19 protein-coding genes are annotated in these 16,192 nt (G+C 54.9%); 8 read left to right on the top strand and 11 right to left on the bottom strand.

All coding sequences use genetic code 11. The annotated features are described in order from the left end of the window. Window positions 1-182 precede the first annotated feature (182 nt). Window positions 183-362 (top strand): hypothetical protein, encoded by a 180-nt coding sequence (locus tag EL29_RS02075; protein ID WP_013024819.1) that lies wholly within the window; start codon window positions 183-185, stop codon window positions 360-362. A gap of 98 nt (window positions 363-460) precedes the next feature. After that, entirely contained in the window at window positions 461-691 is a 231-nt protein-coding gene (locus EL29_RS02070; RefSeq protein WP_014606474.1) for a hypothetical protein, read from the top strand. A 329-nt stretch (window positions 692-1,020) separates the two neighbouring features. On the opposite strand, the gene EL29_RS02065 is transcribed toward EL29_RS02070, so the two are convergent. The 5 genes from EL29_RS02065 to EL29_RS02045 all read right to left on the bottom strand — a co-directional run bounded on the left by EL29_RS02065 (window position 1,021) and on the right by EL29_RS02045 (window position 6,502). Next, window positions 1,021-1,449 (bottom strand): OsmC family protein, encoded by a 429-nt coding sequence (locus tag EL29_RS02065; RefSeq protein ID WP_014606475.1) that lies wholly within the window; start codon window positions 1,447-1,449, stop codon window positions 1,021-1,023. Between the two features lie 63 nt (window positions 1,450-1,512). Beyond that, window positions 1,513-2,685, bottom strand: coding sequence for an FMN-dependent L-lactate dehydrogenase LldD (gene lldD, locus EL29_RS02060; RefSeq protein WP_013024816.1), 1,173 nt, complete (start codon window positions 2,683-2,685; stop codon window positions 1,513-1,515). After that, window positions 2,685-3,470 carry a transcriptional regulator LldR gene (gene lldR, locus EL29_RS02055; protein ID WP_028714871.1) on the bottom strand — a complete coding sequence of 262 codons (786 nt, stop codon included), beginning with the start codon at window positions 3,468-3,470 and terminating at the stop codon, window positions 2,685-2,687. The genes lldD and lldR overlap by 1 nt, the downstream gene beginning before the upstream one ends. Continuing rightward, window positions 3,467-5,122, bottom strand: a complete 1,656-nt coding sequence (lldP, locus tag EL29_RS02050) for an L-lactate permease (RefSeq protein WP_028714870.1) — start codon at window positions 5,120-5,122, stop codon at window positions 3,467-3,469. The genes lldR and lldP overlap by 4 nt, the downstream gene beginning before the upstream one ends. A gap of 216 nt (window positions 5,123-5,338) precedes the next feature. After that, window positions 5,339-6,502, bottom strand: a complete 1,164-nt coding sequence (locus EL29_RS02045) for a cyanate transporter (protein WP_014606478.1) — start codon at window positions 6,500-6,502, stop codon at window positions 5,339-5,341. Window positions 6,503-6,588: 86 nt separating this feature from the next. Between EL29_RS02045 and EL29_RS02040 the strand changes: the two genes are divergently transcribed. Both EL29_RS02040 and EL29_RS02035 read left to right on the top strand, forming a co-directional pair. After that, entirely contained in the window at window positions 6,589-7,449 is an 861-nt protein-coding gene (locus EL29_RS02040) for a LysR family transcriptional regulator (RefSeq protein ID WP_033765668.1), read from the top strand. Between the two features lie 91 nt (window positions 7,450-7,540). Then, window positions 7,541-8,923, top strand: coding sequence for an amidohydrolase (locus EL29_RS02035; protein ID WP_028714869.1), 1,383 nt, complete (start codon window positions 7,541-7,543; stop codon window positions 8,921-8,923). A 66-nt stretch (window positions 8,924-8,989) separates the two neighbouring features. Here the strand turns inward: EL29_RS02035 and EL29_RS02030 are convergent, their stop codons facing one another. Beyond that, entirely contained in the window at window positions 8,990-9,208 is a 219-nt protein-coding gene (locus EL29_RS02030; RefSeq protein ID WP_014606481.1) for a hypothetical protein, read from the bottom strand. Between the two features lie 408 nt (window positions 9,209-9,616). On the opposite strand from EL29_RS02030, the gene dbpA reads away from it, so the two are divergent. Continuing rightward, the gene (dbpA, locus tag EL29_RS02025; RefSeq protein WP_013024809.1) at window positions 9,617-10,996 is read left to right on the top strand and encodes an ATP-dependent RNA helicase DbpA; all 1,380 of its coding nucleotides are present in this window, start codon (window positions 9,617-9,619) and stop codon (window positions 10,994-10,996) included. A 33-nt stretch (window positions 10,997-11,029) separates the two neighbouring features. Here dbpA and EL29_RS02020 read toward each other — a convergent pair whose 3' ends face one another. Continuing rightward, window positions 11,030-11,422 carry a YgiW/YdeI family stress tolerance OB fold protein gene (locus EL29_RS02020; protein ID WP_015700873.1) on the bottom strand — a complete coding sequence of 131 codons (393 nt, stop codon included), beginning with the start codon at window positions 11,420-11,422 and terminating at the stop codon, window positions 11,030-11,032. Between the two features lie 160 nt (window positions 11,423-11,582). Here EL29_RS02020 and EL29_RS02015 point away from each other — a divergent pair, with 160 nt between their 5' ends. Next, the gene (locus EL29_RS02015; RefSeq protein ID WP_015700874.1) at window positions 11,583-12,545 is read left to right on the top strand and encodes a chemotaxis protein; all 963 of its coding nucleotides are present in this window, start codon (window positions 11,583-11,585) and stop codon (window positions 12,543-12,545) included. A gap of 63 nt (window positions 12,546-12,608) precedes the next feature. After that, window positions 12,609-12,737, top strand: coding sequence for a hypothetical protein (locus EL29_RS23260; protein WP_015700875.1), 129 nt, complete (start codon window positions 12,609-12,611; stop codon window positions 12,735-12,737). 102 nt (window positions 12,738-12,839) lie between these two features. Here the strand turns inward: EL29_RS23260 and ymcF are convergent, their stop codons facing one another. From ymcF to EL29_RS02005, 3 genes are all read right to left on the bottom strand, one after another. Then, the gene (gene ymcF / locus EL29_RS23015; protein ID WP_085980249.1) at window positions 12,840-13,013 is read right to left on the bottom strand and encodes a cold shock small protein YmcF; all 174 of its coding nucleotides are present in this window, start codon (window positions 13,011-13,013) and stop codon (window positions 12,840-12,842) included. Window positions 13,014-13,016: 3 nt separating this feature from the next. Further along, the gene (cspE, locus tag EL29_RS02010) at window positions 13,017-13,229 is read right to left on the bottom strand and encodes a transcription antiterminator/RNA stability regulator CspE (protein ID WP_009091867.1); all 213 of its coding nucleotides are present in this window, start codon (window positions 13,227-13,229) and stop codon (window positions 13,017-13,019) included. A gap of 265 nt (window positions 13,230-13,494) precedes the next feature. After that, window positions 13,495-14,277 carry an NAD(P)H-dependent oxidoreductase gene (locus EL29_RS02005; protein WP_028714868.1) on the bottom strand — a complete coding sequence of 261 codons (783 nt, stop codon included), beginning with the start codon at window positions 14,275-14,277 and terminating at the stop codon, window positions 13,495-13,497. A 102-nt stretch (window positions 14,278-14,379) separates the two neighbouring features. Between EL29_RS02005 and EL29_RS02000 the strand changes: the two genes are divergently transcribed. After that, window positions 14,380-15,282: a LysR family transcriptional regulator gene (locus tag EL29_RS02000; protein ID WP_015700877.1), complete on the top strand. Its 903-nt coding sequence runs from the start codon at window positions 14,380-14,382 to the stop codon at window positions 15,280-15,282. A gap of 77 nt (window positions 15,283-15,359) precedes the next feature. Here EL29_RS02000 and EL29_RS01995 read toward each other — a convergent pair whose 3' ends face one another. Continuing rightward, complete coding sequence (locus EL29_RS01995; protein WP_028714867.1) at window positions 15,360-15,773, bottom strand: hypothetical protein; 414 nt, start codon at window positions 15,771-15,773, stop codon at window positions 15,360-15,362. Window positions 15,774-16,192 lie beyond the last annotated feature (419 nt).

The raw sequence follows: 16,192 nt of genomic DNA, 5'->3' as shown, positions 1-16,192 counted from the left end.
CGGCGCGTGCTGTTAACAGTAAGATTTCACTGCTGTTCAGGCGCGCAAGCCTTATAATGCGTCAGAGCAATCCGATACCGTCCAGCGTGATGAGTGCCCCGACGGCAATTAGCTATACTGGTTTTATAAAAAAGGAACACTCATCCATTTCGTGATGTGCGAACCGGGAGAAGGAGTCGGTTATGTTGATTGGTTTTGTATTGTTGGTGAGCGCCTGTGGACATGATGCCTGTGAAGCGTTGCCGGTGTCGGAGCGCATCTATCCAACGAAAGCCGCCTGTGAAGTCATGGCAAACCGCATTCATAAAGTCCGCCCAAACGTGGTGCTGCTTTGTGGTGAAGTGCATCGTTCAGATAACTGAACAGGTGCAAGGACACAAAAACAGGCAGACAACATTGCAAGGATGCCGTTTAGCGTTCAAAATATAAGCTGTTTTACACCAACACAGTCGTGAATCCCATGAAAAGTAGTCGTCCCCGCCGTCCAACTGGGCGTTGGGTTTATTACATTTTGTATGAAGGCATTCTGTGGCCCTGTCCGGTACGCTGGGAATGGGAAAGCGCCTATGGCGGCTGGCTTCCGTTCTACTATTCGCCAACATTTGAATTTGTGGCGGGCGATCCCGGTAAGGCTTACCGTATTGCGCGCAGCGACGTGCGGACTAAGCGTGGAGAAGAGATGTATGCCTGACGTGTCAGGTGGCGTTCCAGGGAAACCAGGATGCGGTAAGCAGAAAGTAGAGTAACTCCAGCAGCAGTACCACCATTAGCAGCACACCAAGCTTGTGGCGAGAAAGCCACGATTTCATGCGCATATTATCGCTGTCCCCTCATTCGACAACAGTACGTCACGCGTTACTGGCAAGACGAACCGCCTTTTCCCGTGTTTTGCAGAACCGCCTGCCTCTGCGACGATTGGATGCAGCACACGAAGATGCGCCCGCAGGCGCATCTGAATTCGGCACGATCACCGATGACATCACGACCAATTGCATCACGAAAAGTGACGCAGGATCGTCGTCAGTTGTTCAGGGTGTAGTCGAGCGTGATTTCTGCATTCAGCACCTGAGAAACCGGACAGCCTGCTTTGGCTTTATTGATGATTTCATCAAAGGTGTCGTTATCAATGCCCGGCAGAGAAACGGTGCTGGTTAAGGCGATTTTGGTGATCGCGAAGCCTTCACCTTTTTTATCCAGCGAGACGTCTGCAGTGGTATCGATGCTTTCAGGCTTATGGCCTGCGTTACCCAACATCAGCGACAGCGCCATAGAGAAACAGGCCGCATGTGCCGCACCAATCAGCTCTTCTGGGTTAGTGCCTTTTTGTCCTTCAAAACGGGTGTTAAAGCCGTAGGGCTGTTGGTTCAGTACGCCGCTCTCGGTGCTGACTGTGCCTTTGCCTTTAATATCGCCTTCCCAATGCGCCGAGCCTTTCTTATGAATGGTCATGTCATTCCTCCTGTTGGTAAAGAAGGTAAGTATAGACAACGCATCTGATTTCGCAGCGGGCGACTATGCCGGACGCAGATTGGCTTCCTGCAGGAGCGCATTTGCCTGCACCAGCGAAGCCTGGGTGATATCGGCAATGCGCTTCGCGCCGGTTAAAGTCATCGCGACTTTCATCTCTTTTTCAATCAGCGTCAGTAAATGCTCAACGCCGCGCTGTCCCTGTGTCGCCAGCGCATAGATAAAGGCGCGCCCCAGCAGGACGCTGTCTGCGCCCAACGCAATCATACGCACCACATCCAGCCCGTTTCGAATACCGCTGTCGGCAAGGATCGTGATATCGCCTTTGACCGCATCCGCAATCGCAGGTAAGGCACGGGCCGAGGACAGCACGCCGTCCAGCTGGCGTCCGCCATGGTTAGAAACCACGATACCGTCAGCCCCAAAGCGCACCGCGTCACGGGCGTCCTCAGGATCCAGAATGCCTTTGATCACCATCGGGCCATCCCAGAAATCACGAATCCACTCCAGATCCTGCCAGGAAATGGAAGGATCAAAGTTCTTCGCCAGCCAGCCAATATAGTCCTCCAGGCCGGTAGGCTTGCCGAGATAGGTGGAGATATTCCCCAGATCGTGCGGCCTGCCCTGTAATCCTACATCCAGTGCCCACTTTGGATGGGTGATGGCCTGCCAGTATCGCCGCAGTGCGGCATTTTCACCGCTCATGCCCGAATGCGCATCGCGATAACGCGCGCCCGGCGTCGGCATGTCCACGGTAAATACCAGCGTAGAGCAGCCCGCCGCTTTGGCCCGCTCCAGCGCGTTGCGCATGAAGCCTCTGTCCCGCAGCACATAGAGCTGGAACCACATAGGGCGATTGATCTGCGGGGCAACCTCTTCAATAGGGCACACAGAGACGGTGGACAGCGTGAAAGGAATGCCTTTGCCTGCGGCGGCGCGGGCAGCCTGCACTTCGCCCCGACGAGCATACATGCCGCACAGCCCGACCGGTGCCAGCGCCACGGGCATTGACAGCGTTTCATTAAACAGGGTGGTTTCGAGACTGAGTTCGGACATGTTGCGCAGGATGCGCTGGCGCAGCGCCACCTCCGAAAGATCGGCGACGTTGCGCTGGAGTGTGTGCTCCGCATAAGCCCCGCCATCCAGATAGTGAAACAGGAAAGGCGGCAAAATACGTTGTGCAGCGGCGCGGTAGTCACTGGCGGCAGAAATGATCATCAGCGTTTCTCCTTGTGGTTGTCCAGGTGATGGCCTGGTAAACGCGTAATACGCGCCTGTCTGGCTTCGTCTTCATCAAGCGTTTTCATCGTGGTATGAACAAAACCAAGATGATCCATCGCCGCTAAGCGGGCGGCCTCGGCATCACCCAGTAAAATGGCGTCAAGCATTGCCCTGTGCTGAACGGTGAGGCGGTCGAAAATCGCCGGGCTGGTGTACATCAACCTGCGGCTGTGCAACATCGAGGACTGCAGCAAATCAAAAAATCCGCGCATGGTTTGTAGCAGTACCACGTTATGCGAGGCTTCCGCGATAGCGAGGTGAAAGCGCAGATCGGCCTGACCGGCCAGATGGGGATCGTCGCTCTCCTTCAACGCCAGCGTGGCGTCAAAAGCGTACTGCAGTCGTTCCTTATCTGACTCTGTTGCCCGAAGTGCCGCATGCCATGCGGTGCTGGCTTCAATCGCGTGGCGCGCTTCCAGAATGTCATAGCGGTAATCCGGATCGTTGGCCAACAGCTGACGAATCGGCTCAACAATGCGCTGTTCAGACCAGGGCTCCTGGGGCTGACGCAGCCAGGTGCCGTCGCCGCGTCGGCTCGTCAATATTCCGCTGCTGATAAGCTGCTGAATAGCTTCGCGCAGCGACGAGCGTGAGACGCCAAGCGCCGCAGCCAACTGGCGCTCGGCAGGCAAACGCATGCCGGGCTCAAGCTGATGGTCGCGAATATACTGTTGGAGCCGAACCCGCAGCGGATCGGCGGACGGCAGTAAGTTTGGTGTCATGGGATCATCCAGGGAAAAACGTAAGCCTGAAGCGTGGTAATGATGCCCACCAGGCAGGTAAATATCAGGCTGTGCTTGACGGTAAAACGGAACAGATCCGACTCCCTGCCTACCAGCCCGACGGCGGCACAGGCAATGGCTATCGACTGCGGCGAGATCATCTTACCGGTCACGCCCCCGGTGGTATTTGCCGCCACCAGCAGGATATCGGAAACGCCGATCTGCTGCGCGGTCGTCGCCTGCAAGGCGGCAAACAGGGCATTCGATGACGTATCCGAGCCGGTCAGAAACACGCCGAGCCAGCCCAGGAAAGGCGAGAAGAAGGTAAACGCATGGCCGGTGTGGGCCAATGCCAGCGCCAGCGTGGCAGAGAGGCCGGAGTAGTTAGAGATAAAAGCAAACGCCAACACCATCCCGATGGAGTAGATGGGCAACATGAGCTCTTTCAGGGTTTCTGCAAAGGTCACTACCGCAGTCCGGGGCTTCATCTTCAGGAAGATGATAGCCACGAGGGCGGCAACCAGAATAGCCGTACCGGTTGCCGAGAGCAGGTCGAGTTTAAAAATGGCCGGCCAGCTACTGGGCTGCGCGACCACCGGCGGCATTCTGGTTACCCAGCCATCAAGGCCGGGCACAGGGAGGCTGAGCACCGATTCCGCTAAGGCACCGCCTTTTGCGAACAGCGCTTTAAAAGGTGGAATGCTCCACACCGTGACGGTTGCCGTCAGAAACAGGAACGGCATCCAGGCGCGCACCACCTGCCCTGTCGTGTATTTTTGCCGGTTCACAGGCTGGCCCGCGTGCGGGCTTTCTGTTTCGCTGAAGCGAAAGATGCGCACCGGCTGCCAGACGCGCAAAAACAGCGTCAGCGAAATGAGTGAGGCGAGCGAGGAGATAATATCGGGCAGCTCCGGCCCCAGAAAGTTGGAGCTGAGGAACTGGGCAATCGCGAACGATCCCCCCGCCACGATCACGGCGGGCCAGGTTTCTTTGACACCGCGCCAGCCATCCATAATCGCCATGATCCAGAACAGCACGACGATCGTCAGTAGCGGAAGCTGACGGCCTGCCATCTGACCGATGGCAAAGCTGTCCAGCCCGGTCACCTGGCCCGCCACAATTATCGGGATCCCCATCGCGCCAAACGCCACGGGCGCAGTATTGACGATCAGGCACAAGCCTGCGGCATAGAGCGGATTAAAACCGAGCCCCACCAGCAGCGCGGCCGTGATGGCGACCGGCGCGCCGAAACCTGCCGCACCTTCTAAAAAGGCGCCAAAAGAGAACCCCACAATCAACATCTGTAAGCGCTGATCGGGCGTGATCGATAAGATGGAAGCGCGGATGATGTCGAACTGACCTGTCTTAACCGAGATCTTATAAACAAAAACCGCCGCCACGATGATCCAGGCGATGGGCCACAGGCCATACATAAAACCGTAAACCGCTGACGCCAGCGCCTGCTGTAGCGGCATCCGATACAGCAACAGCGCGACCAGCAGCGCAAGGACGACCGTGAGCGTGGCGGCCTGATAGCCTTTCATCTTTAACCTGATTAACGCAAAGAAGAAAAACAGAACAGGAAGCAAAGCAATCAGGCTGGAGAGCCAGATATTGTTGAGCGGATCGTAATTTTGCTGCCAGATCTGCATGCCATGATCTCCATAAGAGGATGAAAGCGATGCGCGATCGGCAAACCAGGTGGCGCATCTGTCACTTCAGCCGCGCCGATTGGTCCTACCAATCTGGCAATCAGCGCTTGCTTGCTACAGATACTTAACCCGCTGTTAACTCTAGGCAACAGTTACTATACTATTTTTAACGTTATGTGAGCCGCTGAAAACGTTTTGCTAGTTTGGTAGGACCAATTACCGTTCAGGAAAGGCCTGTTTGTAGCTTTCAGGATGAAAACGCAGGTTCAGGCCGATCAGCATGACCGTTACGCTCCCCTGCAACAGCCAGATAGAGGAAAAGTGGCCTGTAAGTTCATGCAATTGCCCGGCAAGAAACGGCATACTGCCCGCGATAATAAAGCCGACGCCCTGCATGAATGCCACCAGACGCGCCCCGGCCTGAGGATGCGCCAGATGGTCCAGCGCCAGCACCAGGGCAAGGGGAAATGCGCCGCCCAGGCCAACGCCCGCTATCCCTGCCCACAGCCAGGCTGGGTAGAGCGGTGCCACCAGCAGGCCTGTTAATCCGCAGAGCTGAAGTGCCAGCGTCAGCAGAAGCAGCGGTCGCCTGTCCGCCCCCCGCACCAGCAGGGGAAACACCAGGGCACCGGCAACCTGACAGGCAATCATCACGCCCAGCAGGCCGCCGCCCGCCTGCGCGCTCCAGCCCTGTTGATGATAAAAATCCGGCAGCCAGGCCACACAGATGGCGTAGCCGCCGTTTACTAACCCAAAGCTCAGCGCCAGCGTCCATGCGCGCGTATTGCGCCAGACCGAGGGCATAACGGCTGATGTCTGCCGGGACGGGGACGCCGCAGGGATCCTCCACCACAGCATGACGGCCAGCAGCGCAGGCACACTCCAGCTGCTGAGCGCGCCCTGCCAGCCCAGGTGCGCACTGATCCACGGCGTCATCGCCGCGCCCAGCCCACCGCCGCCCATTAACGCCGCCGCCCATAGCCCGGTGATCATGGCGCTGCGCTGCGTAAAGCGCTGACGGATCAACCCCGGCATGGCCATTTGTACAATCCCGATGCCGATACCGCCAGGAACCGTGCTCCACACCAGCCAGGCGCCTTGCGCGATAAAAAACCGGCTGGCCAGCGCCAGTACTAACAGCGCCAGCCCGCTACACAGCAGCCTACGCAGCGGGATACGTTGCAGCAGCGGCGCGCTCACTAAGGCTATTGCCCCCATCATCATCATGGGAATCGCGGGCAGAAGTGAGGCCGCCAGCGAAGATAATCCAATACTTTCCCGCAGCTGCTCCAGCAGCGGACTAACGGATGTCATCAGTGGCCGCATGTTCAGTCCGGCCAGTATCAGGGCGGCAATCATCAAAAAAGGGTCTTTTTTCATAGGGGATCCTGGAATTAAACGTTGTCAGCCTGACAGCAGCGATTACTATTTGGAAATGAAATAACAGGATGACAGGCAGTGGAAAAATGAATCGCCAGCCCATGTTTACGCCCCAACAGCTGCTGAGCTTTGTTGCCGTATGCGAAACCACCAGCTTTACCCGCGCCGCCGAACGGGTGCACCTGTCGCAATCGACGGTCAGCCAACAGGTGCGACGACTGGAAGAGATGGTCGGTAAAACGCTGCTGGCACGCTCGTCCCACCAGGTGCAGATCACGGAAGAAGGCGAAAAACTGCTGGGCTATGCCCGCCGGATCATTGCCCTTAACGGTGAAGCCCACGATGTGCTGAGCGATAAGTGGCGCGATGGCATCCTGCGCCTTGGCGTTCCGGAAGACTTCGCCGCCCCCACAGCGGGACTGCTGGCGCGGTTTAGCCGCGAACATCCGCACCTGCGGCTGGATGTCATGAGCGGAATGCAGGTGGAACTGCGGCGCGCCTGGCAACGGGAAGAGCTGGATATCATGCTGATCAAGCAGCCTTACGGTGAGCGCCCACTGGCTTCGCGCCCGGAGCCGCTGCTGTGGCTGGACAGCGCCGCGCATCCCTGCTTCGAGCAGTCGCCGGTTCCGCTGGTGTTGTTTCCGCAACTAGGGCTGTACCGGGAGGAGATCTGCCAGACGCTGGATTTACTCGGTCGCAGTTGGCGAATTGGGTACAGCAGTGCCAGCCTGGTGGCACTCTCCGCCGCCAGCGCCCAGGGCTTAGGGATAACGCTGCTGCCGGCCAGCTGTCGCTTACCTTCGCATCGGGTTCTGGATAGCCAACAGGGTTTACCGGTGATTGATACGTTTGAGCTGGCACTGTTTTGTCGTCAGCCTGAGGATGGGCTGCAGCGCCAGCTGGCGAATGCCCTGGCCGACTTCGCCGGTCTGAACTGGCAGTGATTTTTTAAATAGCAGGCAGTGGAAAACAACCCAGCAGAGAAAGCCGCAGTTTGTCAGATTAAAGACTCACTCACTTTCGCAGGAGTCGCTGATGCAGACCGCTTTGCCCACCAGCCGCCGCCGCTTTCTCCGCCAGGGGGTTCGCCTGACCGCCGCCAGCAGTATGATCATGGCCGGAATGACCGCCCCGGGCATGGCCGCCAATCGCAGCGCACCGCCCGCGTCCTCTGGCAAAGCTTTGCCGCAAACCGCTCACTACGTTTTACGTAATGTAGTGCTTGAAGAGGGCTTCGGACGTGACGGTGACGAGATTGTTGAGACGAAAACGGCGCGCTACGACATCACACTTCGCGATGGTCGATTTCATCAGATCAGTCCGGCCGGACAAGGTGACCGTTCACTGCCGTTTTGGGATGCGCAAGGTGCCCTGCTGCTGCCGTCTACGCAGGATATGCACATCCATCTCGACAAAACCTTTTACGGCGGCCCCTGGCAGGCACCGCGGCCGCGTAAAGGCAAAACGATTATGGACATGATTGCCCGCGAACAGGTGCTGATTCCACAGCTGCTGCCCACCTCTCAGGCCCGAGCCGAAGGGCTTATCGCCCTGCTGAACGCCATGGGCACGACCCGGGCGCGCAGCCATTGTAATATCGATCCGGTCAGCGGCCTGCAAAGCCTGGAACATCTGCAGGCCGCGCTGGCAAACCATCCCGATTTCCCCTGTGAGATTGTCGCCTTCCCCCAGCATGGATTGCTGCATTCTCAGGTTGATGGGCTGATGCGCGAGGCCATGCAATCTGGCGTGCAGTACGTTGGCGGACTCGATCCTACCCATGTGGATGGCGCGATGGAAAAATCCCTGGATGCCATGTTCCAGATTGCGCTCGACTACCAGCGCGGTGTCGATATCCACCTGCATGAAACCTCTGCTGCTGGCGTGCAGGCGATTCGCTACATGATTAAGACCGTGCAGAATAATCACTCGTTACGCGGTAAGGTCACCATCAGTCATGGTTTTGCGCTGGCAACCCTACAGGGCGCAGAGCTGGACAAGATGATTGCCGATCTGGCCGAGCAGCAGTTCAGCATTGCCTCCACGCTGCCCATCGGCAAGCTGACCATGCCCGTGCCACAGTTGCAGGCGGCAGGGGTAAACGTCATGACGGGCACCGACAGCGTGATCGATCACTGGTCGCCATTTGGCACCGGCAGCATGCTGGAAAAGGCCAATTTATATGCCCAGCTGTACGGGGGATCGGATGAATTCTCTTTAAGCCGCGCGCTGGCGATTGCGACTGATGGCGTGCTTCCGCTTTCTGCCAGCGGCGAACGCCAGTGGCCGCGCATCGGCGACAGCGCCAACATGATGCTGGTTGAGGCCAGTTGTTCGGCGGAAGCGGTGGCACGGATTTCGCCCGTGATAGCGAGTTTCTCGCGGGGTAAACCGCAGTTTGTGCGACAGCAGGTTTAACGCAGATGCGCCTCACTTTACGCAACGGCACTAAAGTGAGGCGCGGACATCTCAGGCGCAGCGATGTTAAGCCCGGCCAGCCTCCCTCTTTTTCGACATTAACTCCATCGCCAGCGCATAGAGCGGCGCGCCGTCAGGGGCAACAGGATCGTCTTCTGCATAACATCCGATCATAGAGGCAACTTTATCTGCCGATAAGGTTTCGCCATAAAGATGGAGCGTCAGGACAGCACGACCAACGATTTTTAGTACGTCTTCATGCAAGATCTGCGGGATATTATTCAATGAAAAAACCCTCTGCCAGTGGTTATATCGATCTATGTCGCTCAATATAAAGGAGTTACTCAATGATTTTTACAGGGGCTGAAGCCAATACTTTTACATTACTAATGCTATTTACCCTGTAAAAAAAACGGGCTTCACCGGTTAACTCAATATTCGCTCTTATAAACAAAAGATTATGAATTTATTAACGTTGTCAGACGGTTATCGGACCCGATCCTGGCGAATGTATTCCGCTGTCATTCATTAAAATAATCCACCTAACGCACATCATCTTCAGTTTATTCTTAAAAAAACTCGCGTGAAATGGATATTATTTATTCATAAGGTTAACGTTGCCGTTGCGCACGCTTTCTGACAGACTTGCGCACGCAATGATGCCCCCCACTTTTAGCCGCAGAGGCCGCACCCGTGACCGCTTTTTCCTCGCTTAATTCTCTTCCCGACAGCCAGCTCGATAACCTGCGCGAAATGGGCTATACCAGCATGACGCCGGTTCAGGCCGCCACGCTGCCCGCGATTTTAGACGGACGCGACGTGCGTGCGCAGGCCAAAACCGGCAGCGGTAAAACCGCCGCATTTGGTATTGGGTTGCTGCAGCATATCGACAGCGCTCACTTTCAGACGCAGGCGCTGATTTTATGCCCGACCCGGGAACTGGCCGATCAGGTCAGTAACGTCCTGCGGCAGTTAGCCCGCTTCACGCGCAACATTAAGATCTTAACCTTATGTGGCGGCCAGCCTATGAGCGCCCAGCGCGATTCGCTGGTGCATGCGCCTCATATCGTGGTCGGCACACCGGGCCGTATTCTGGATCACATTAAGCGTGAGACGCTGAAGCTGGAGAGCCTGCGTACGCTTGTACTGGACGAAGCCGATCGCATGCTGGAAATGGGCTTCCGCGACGATATGGAAACGATTATCGCTGCCACGCCAGCATCACGTCAGACGCTGCTGTTCTCCGCGACCTGGCCGGAAGGCATTGCCGCCCTGAGCCAGCGCTTTCAGCGTGAGGCGCTGAGCGTGGTCACGGAAGAAGTGAGTGAACTCCCTGCTATCGAGCAGCAGTTTATTGAAGCCAGCCACGGTGAAAAGCTGTCACTGCTGATCAGTCTGCTCAGCGAACGCCAGCCCTCTTCCTGCGTGGTGTTCTGTAATACCAAGCGGGAGTGCGATGATATTGCGGCTGCGCTCAATGCACGCGATATCAGCGCACTTCCCCTGCATGGCGATCTGGAACAACGCGATCGCGAACGGGTGCTGATCCGTTTTGCCAACGGCAGCGGCCGCGTATTAGTCGCAACCGATGTTGCGGCCCGTGGGCTGGACATCAAGTTGCTCTCGCTGGTGGTAAACTATCAGCTGGCCTGGGATCCGGAAGTGCACCTGCATCGCATTGGCCGCACCGCGCGCGCTGGCGAACAGGGCGCAGCGGTGAGCTTTGTCGCTGCAGACGAAATGGCACGCGCTCATGCTCTTGAAGACTTCCTGCAACAGAAGCTGCCCTGGGTTGCGGCCAGTTCGTTAAAGAAAAGCAGTAAAGCGTTACCGGCCGCCATGATGACGCTCTGCATTGATGGCGGGCGTAAAGCCAAAATCCGCCCCGGCGATATCCTGGGGGCACTGACGGGAGAAGCGGGTTACCGGGCTGACCAAATCGGTAAAATCGATCTCACCGCGACTCATGCATATGTGGCGATAGAAGCGGCCCAGGCTAAGCACGCACTGGTCAAGCTCAAGCAGGGTAAAATTAAAGGCAAGACCTGCCGCGCAGTCCTGTTAAAAGATTAAAAAAAAGGGCGAGACTCACTCTCGCCCACGCTTTTATGGCTCATCTATCCGCGTCACGTGCAGCGTTGTTTTGTCGCCTTTCCCCTGCACCTTGCCACTCACTCGCACTTTGTCATTAGCGGTATAGGTTTTACCACCGAACGTTTTTTCCGGCGCGATGAGGGTCACATGGCCGGTATCGTCACGAAACTGATAATTATCGCCCTTTAATTTTTTAACGATATAGCCTTCCAGCGTGACGTAACCGCCCTGGCGGAAGTCACGGATCTGATCGATGTGGGTTTGCCCGGTATCTTCCGATCCTTTGTAGCCCGCATCCTGTTTGCTCTGCGGCGGCGGCGTATCGCCTGTCTTAAAACCACCTTGCTCTGCATATGCACCAGACGTTGCCATGGCTAACAAGGCGGCCAGTAATACTTTTTTCATCTCGTACTCCTTTAAGGGAAGGTGTCCATGTTGAATAGTCACTGTTAAGCCTGGCACAAGAATATGCGGCCGTTAGATTTTCCCCTCTCACCTTTTTGCACTTGCTGCCGATAACTTCATCACAACCCTTTTCACCTGCTGCGCTGATGCTGAGGCAACAATGGATAATTTTCAGAAAGAGATCGACGAGAGAGCAAATCTCGCGTTATCGAACAAATTTGAGCTGCTGCTGTTTCGCCTGGGCTCTGACCAGTTAAAAGGTAAATCAGAGCTGTTTGGTATCAACGTATTTAAACTGCGTGAAATTGTACCGATGCCGCCGATTACCAAAGCCGCAGGCATGCGCTCGCCGTTGCTCGGCATGGCCAGTATCCGCGGACAGTTTATTCCGGTGATTGATTTACCGGCTGTAGCAGGCTGTGTTCCAGAAACGGGACTTAACCTGCTGCTGGTGACCGAGTACGCGCGTAACACCCAGGCGTTTGCCGTCGAGTCTGTCGAAAACATCGTGCGCCTTAACTGGAGCCAGGTGCATACCGCTGAAGCCGGGATCGGTGGCCGTAATATCACCAGTATCGCCTGCCTTGATGACGATGAACAAAAAAGCAATCTGGCCATGGTGCTGGACGTTGAACAAATTTTGTATGACATCATCCCGTCTGTGCGCGGCGTTGAGCCGGAAGCCCCGAAAGAGCGTCAGTTCAAAATGAAGCCGGGTTCAGTGGCGATTGTGGCGGAAGATTCTAAAGTTGCCCGTCAACTGCTGGAGCAAGGCCTGAAGAGCATGGGTATTCCCGCCATCATGTGCAACACCGGCCTGGAAGCATGGGAAAAAATCAAAGAGATACATCAGCAGGCTCAGGCCCAGGGTGAATCCATTCACGACAAGATTGCGCTGGTGTTAACCGATCTGGAAATGCCAGAAATGGACGGCTTTACGCTGACACGTAACATCAAGCGCGATACGACGCTGCGCCATATTCCTGTGGTGATCCACTCCTCGCTTTCTGGCAGTGCAAACGAAGATCACGTGCGCAAAGTCGGTGCCGATGGCTATGTGGCGAAGTTCGAACTGAACGAACTGTCTGACGTGATTTTTAAAGCAATGGAAGCCGCGAGCTAAGACGTAACGGGCAGCTTATCCCTGCCCAGTAAGGCTTGATATCCACCACTCGAGAATATAAGAATGCATAGTGAAACGCTTCCCGTCATCCGTAAGTCACTGTTTCGTGGGCGTGTCCGTCAGCTGAGCTGGATTGCAGCGTTCGCTTTCTGCCTGCTGTTCTGGGGCGGCGTGCTTGCCCTGATGGTTTAGTCAATAGCAGCGGAACGTTGGCTGAAGGGAAACAAAAAAGGCTGCCAGTGGCAGCCTTTTATTACGGTAAATGCAACAACGCTATAGAACTCTTTAGCCTTTTCAGAGCGCCTGAGGCTGGCTCTGAGCTGCAATCCTTGTCGCGTTAATTTGAACAACGACCGTTTTGCAAAAAATGCATTTCGCTCCATGCGGGTTGGCTCTTGTCACATCGAAATGTGATGTACGGTACTGCGAGCCACTACAGTGAGGACATTTAAAACGCGTAATTTTCAGTCCTTAGAGACCAACAACGTTCGCAGCAGCTGGGCCTTTGGCACCATTTTCTACTGTAAACTCAACTTGTTGACCTTCATCTAACGAACGGAAATCTGTGCCCTGAATTGCAGAGAAGTGTACGAATACATCTTTGCTGCCGTCCTGAGGAGAGATGAAACCGAAGCCTTTCTCAGCGTTGAACCATTTAACGGTACCGCGGATTTTGTTAGACATGTTTAATTCCTTAATAATAGAGCCTTCCGGCGTAATGGCCTGAGAACAGATTTTAATCAGAACGTAAGAGAAGACTCAAAAAGAAGGAATGTCTCGCGACAGGCTTAGAGATGAGAACTGCTTTGGTTACTTACTTTGATAGTGTCTGTTAATCAAACCGACGATTCATTAGGTCATATCCTGCTGATGCATGCAAGGGTTATTTTAAAATAGTTGCGAGTGGGCCAGATGAACGTCATGCGCAGAAATCTGGCCCGTTCATCTGTTACGGTTTGCGAATATGCACGTGGTGCCCCTGCTCGCCTGCCGCCAGATCGTCGCGCAAAGTCAGATCCGGTATCCTGTAATCGCCGTCGTTTTGCCGATAATAGGCGACAGGTTCGGTCACAAACAGATTATCCAGACGCTCGCCCAGCTCTGCACACAGTGCTGCAAAGCGCGCGCTGTCGGTGCGGCCGGTGCGATAAAGCGTGAAAGGCGGCAGCACGTCAAAACCGGGATAAAACAAGATGCCATGCTGAATGGGGAACAGAATGTCATCGATATGGCCGTTGATGCCGCGTGGGCTGTAGTGGGATTCCCATCCGCCCATCGTGACAACCAGCATCGCACGCTTCCCTGCCAGCATACCTTCGCCATAGCGGTCGCCCCAGTGCGTATCTGAGTGCTCCCCCACGCCATAGGCAAAGCCGCAGGCGTAAACACGATCGATCCAGCCTTTCATGATTGCCGGCATGGAAAACCACCAGAGCGGAAACTGTAAAATCACCGCATCGGCCCACAACATTTTTTCCTGTTCCTGGACAATATCTTCACTCTGGAAGCCGCCTTCAAAAGCCTGGGTGGATTCTAAAGAGGGATCAAAGCGTTCTGCATTCTGGCGATGCTGCGTATCAGCGGGCGATACGCGCGCCTCCCAGTTCATGGCATAGAGATCGGAAACGCGCACCTGATGACCCAACTGCTCCAGGTGGCTGACGGAGAAACGCGCCAGCGCGCCGTTAAGGGAATGGGGTTCAGGGTGGGCAACAACGATTAACACATTCATAAAATCACCTGCTTTGATGGGAATCTGAGATGTAGCCTGCATCCGAATGTGCTATCAGTAAAAGTAAATGAATGGATATTCACTATAGGCAAGACTGATACCATGAAACCCGATCTCAACCTGTTAATGACTCTGAATGTGCTGTTACAGGAAAACAGCGTGAGCCGGACGGCGCAGCGGCTAAATCTTTCTCAGCCTTCTGTCAGTGCCCGGCTTGAGCGCCTGCGTGAGTGGTTTAACGATCCCCTGCTGATCCCGGTATCTCATGGCATGCGCCCCACCGCGCGCGCCGAGGCGTTACGCCTTTCGCTTGAGCAACTGAGCGGCATGATCGATGAGGTGATTGCTGCGCCAGGCCCGTTTATCCCTGCCGACGCCGTTCAGGAGTGGCGCGTGGCCGCCACGGATTACGGCGCACAGACGGCACTGGTTCCATTAATGGCAGCATTACGTCAGGAAGCACCGGGCACCCGGCTCGCCATTCTGGATATGAAACCCGCGTTGATCGCGCAGCAGCTGGAAAAAGGCACGGTCGATCTGGTGCTTCATTTGCGTGACGGCGTACCAGACGGGCTGCATATCCGCCCGCTATTTCAGGAGCGTTATGTGGTGGCAGGACGTCAGGGTCATCCCGCCCTGCATTCTGATATCACCGCCGAAGCGCTCTGCGCGTTGGAGCATGTAGTGGTATCACCCGACGGCGGCGGCTTTCGCGGGGTGACGGATACCGTGCTGGAAGCCAGAGGGTTGAGCCGGAAAGTGGTGCTCTCTGTGCCCCACTTTTTGCTGATGGGCAGCGTGCTGAGCACCAGCGATTTGGTGGCGTTGATGCCGGGGAGAGTGGCGGCGATGATGCCGGGATTAATGACCGTGAAGCCCCCGATGGCGATTCCGGGCTTTGAACTGGTGATGCTGTGGCATGAGCGATCGCACCGGGATTTGGGGCATCGGTGGTTGAGGGAAAGGGTGGTGGGGAGGTTTCAGGGTGGAGGTCACAAGTCATGACAAAGCCGCAGAAGCGAAGCGCTGGCTGACCTGGTAACAGGCAAAAAATCCCAGCAGCCGGGCTGGGATTGCTTACTTTAACGTAGCCAAAATGGGATATCACCAGACGATAAAGCATCATATTCTTCTACCGCTCGATCTCGATGCCCCATAAAATCTGGCATATCAGTCACAACTATTTTTACTGGTTTATAAACATTCCAGTCTTCATAAAACCCTTTCGCAGATTTTATGCAATACTCAATACCATCAAAATATTTTAAAAACCTTTCCTCAACGTCTTTTGGTAAAAGGACTCGTAATTTTTTTATTAATGATTGAGTTTTATCCAAGTCCTTAAGGTGAACATATCTAAGATAAAGTTGCTCCAGTAAATACCCATCTTCTTTATCAAGAACATTTTTATTTAAAATAGAAATAAATTCAATCATATCTGAAGGATAGCCAAGTTCAACTATAGAACTGCCACCATAAAACCCTATGTGTTTCATAAGAATTACCTTTTGAATTCAATTGCAGCTGGATCAATAGCACCATTAGATTTTTGGACAATTCCTTTAATAATTGCTCTCTCTTGCTCTAATGACACACTTTGTCCACGCACATCGATAATAACCCTCTGCTGCATTCCTGCAGGTAGATTCTCAGCACGTTGGATCGCTTGCTTAGACACATTACTAATCAGACCGCTCTGATTATTCGTAATATTATAGTTTTTCACTTCAACACTACAAACATTTCCCTGACACCAATCAGGGCGAACCCCACCTTTTGTCCCATATGGGACTTCTTTACCATCTTTGAAGCTGACTTGTTCGCGCCATCCATTGCCAAGATCTTTACCTACATCAATTTCTGATTGCCTGTGGCTGGGCCGTGAAGCCGTTGCTATCTCATCGCTGGCTTTGTT

It is taken from the genome of Pantoea ananatis LMG 2665, assembly GCF_000710035.2.
Lineage (GTDB): Bacteria > Pseudomonadota > Gammaproteobacteria > Enterobacterales > Enterobacteriaceae > Pantoea > Pantoea ananatis.
The sequence above is the reverse complement of the archived record's forward strand: the minus strand, read 5'-3'. Positions and strand labels throughout refer to the sequence as shown.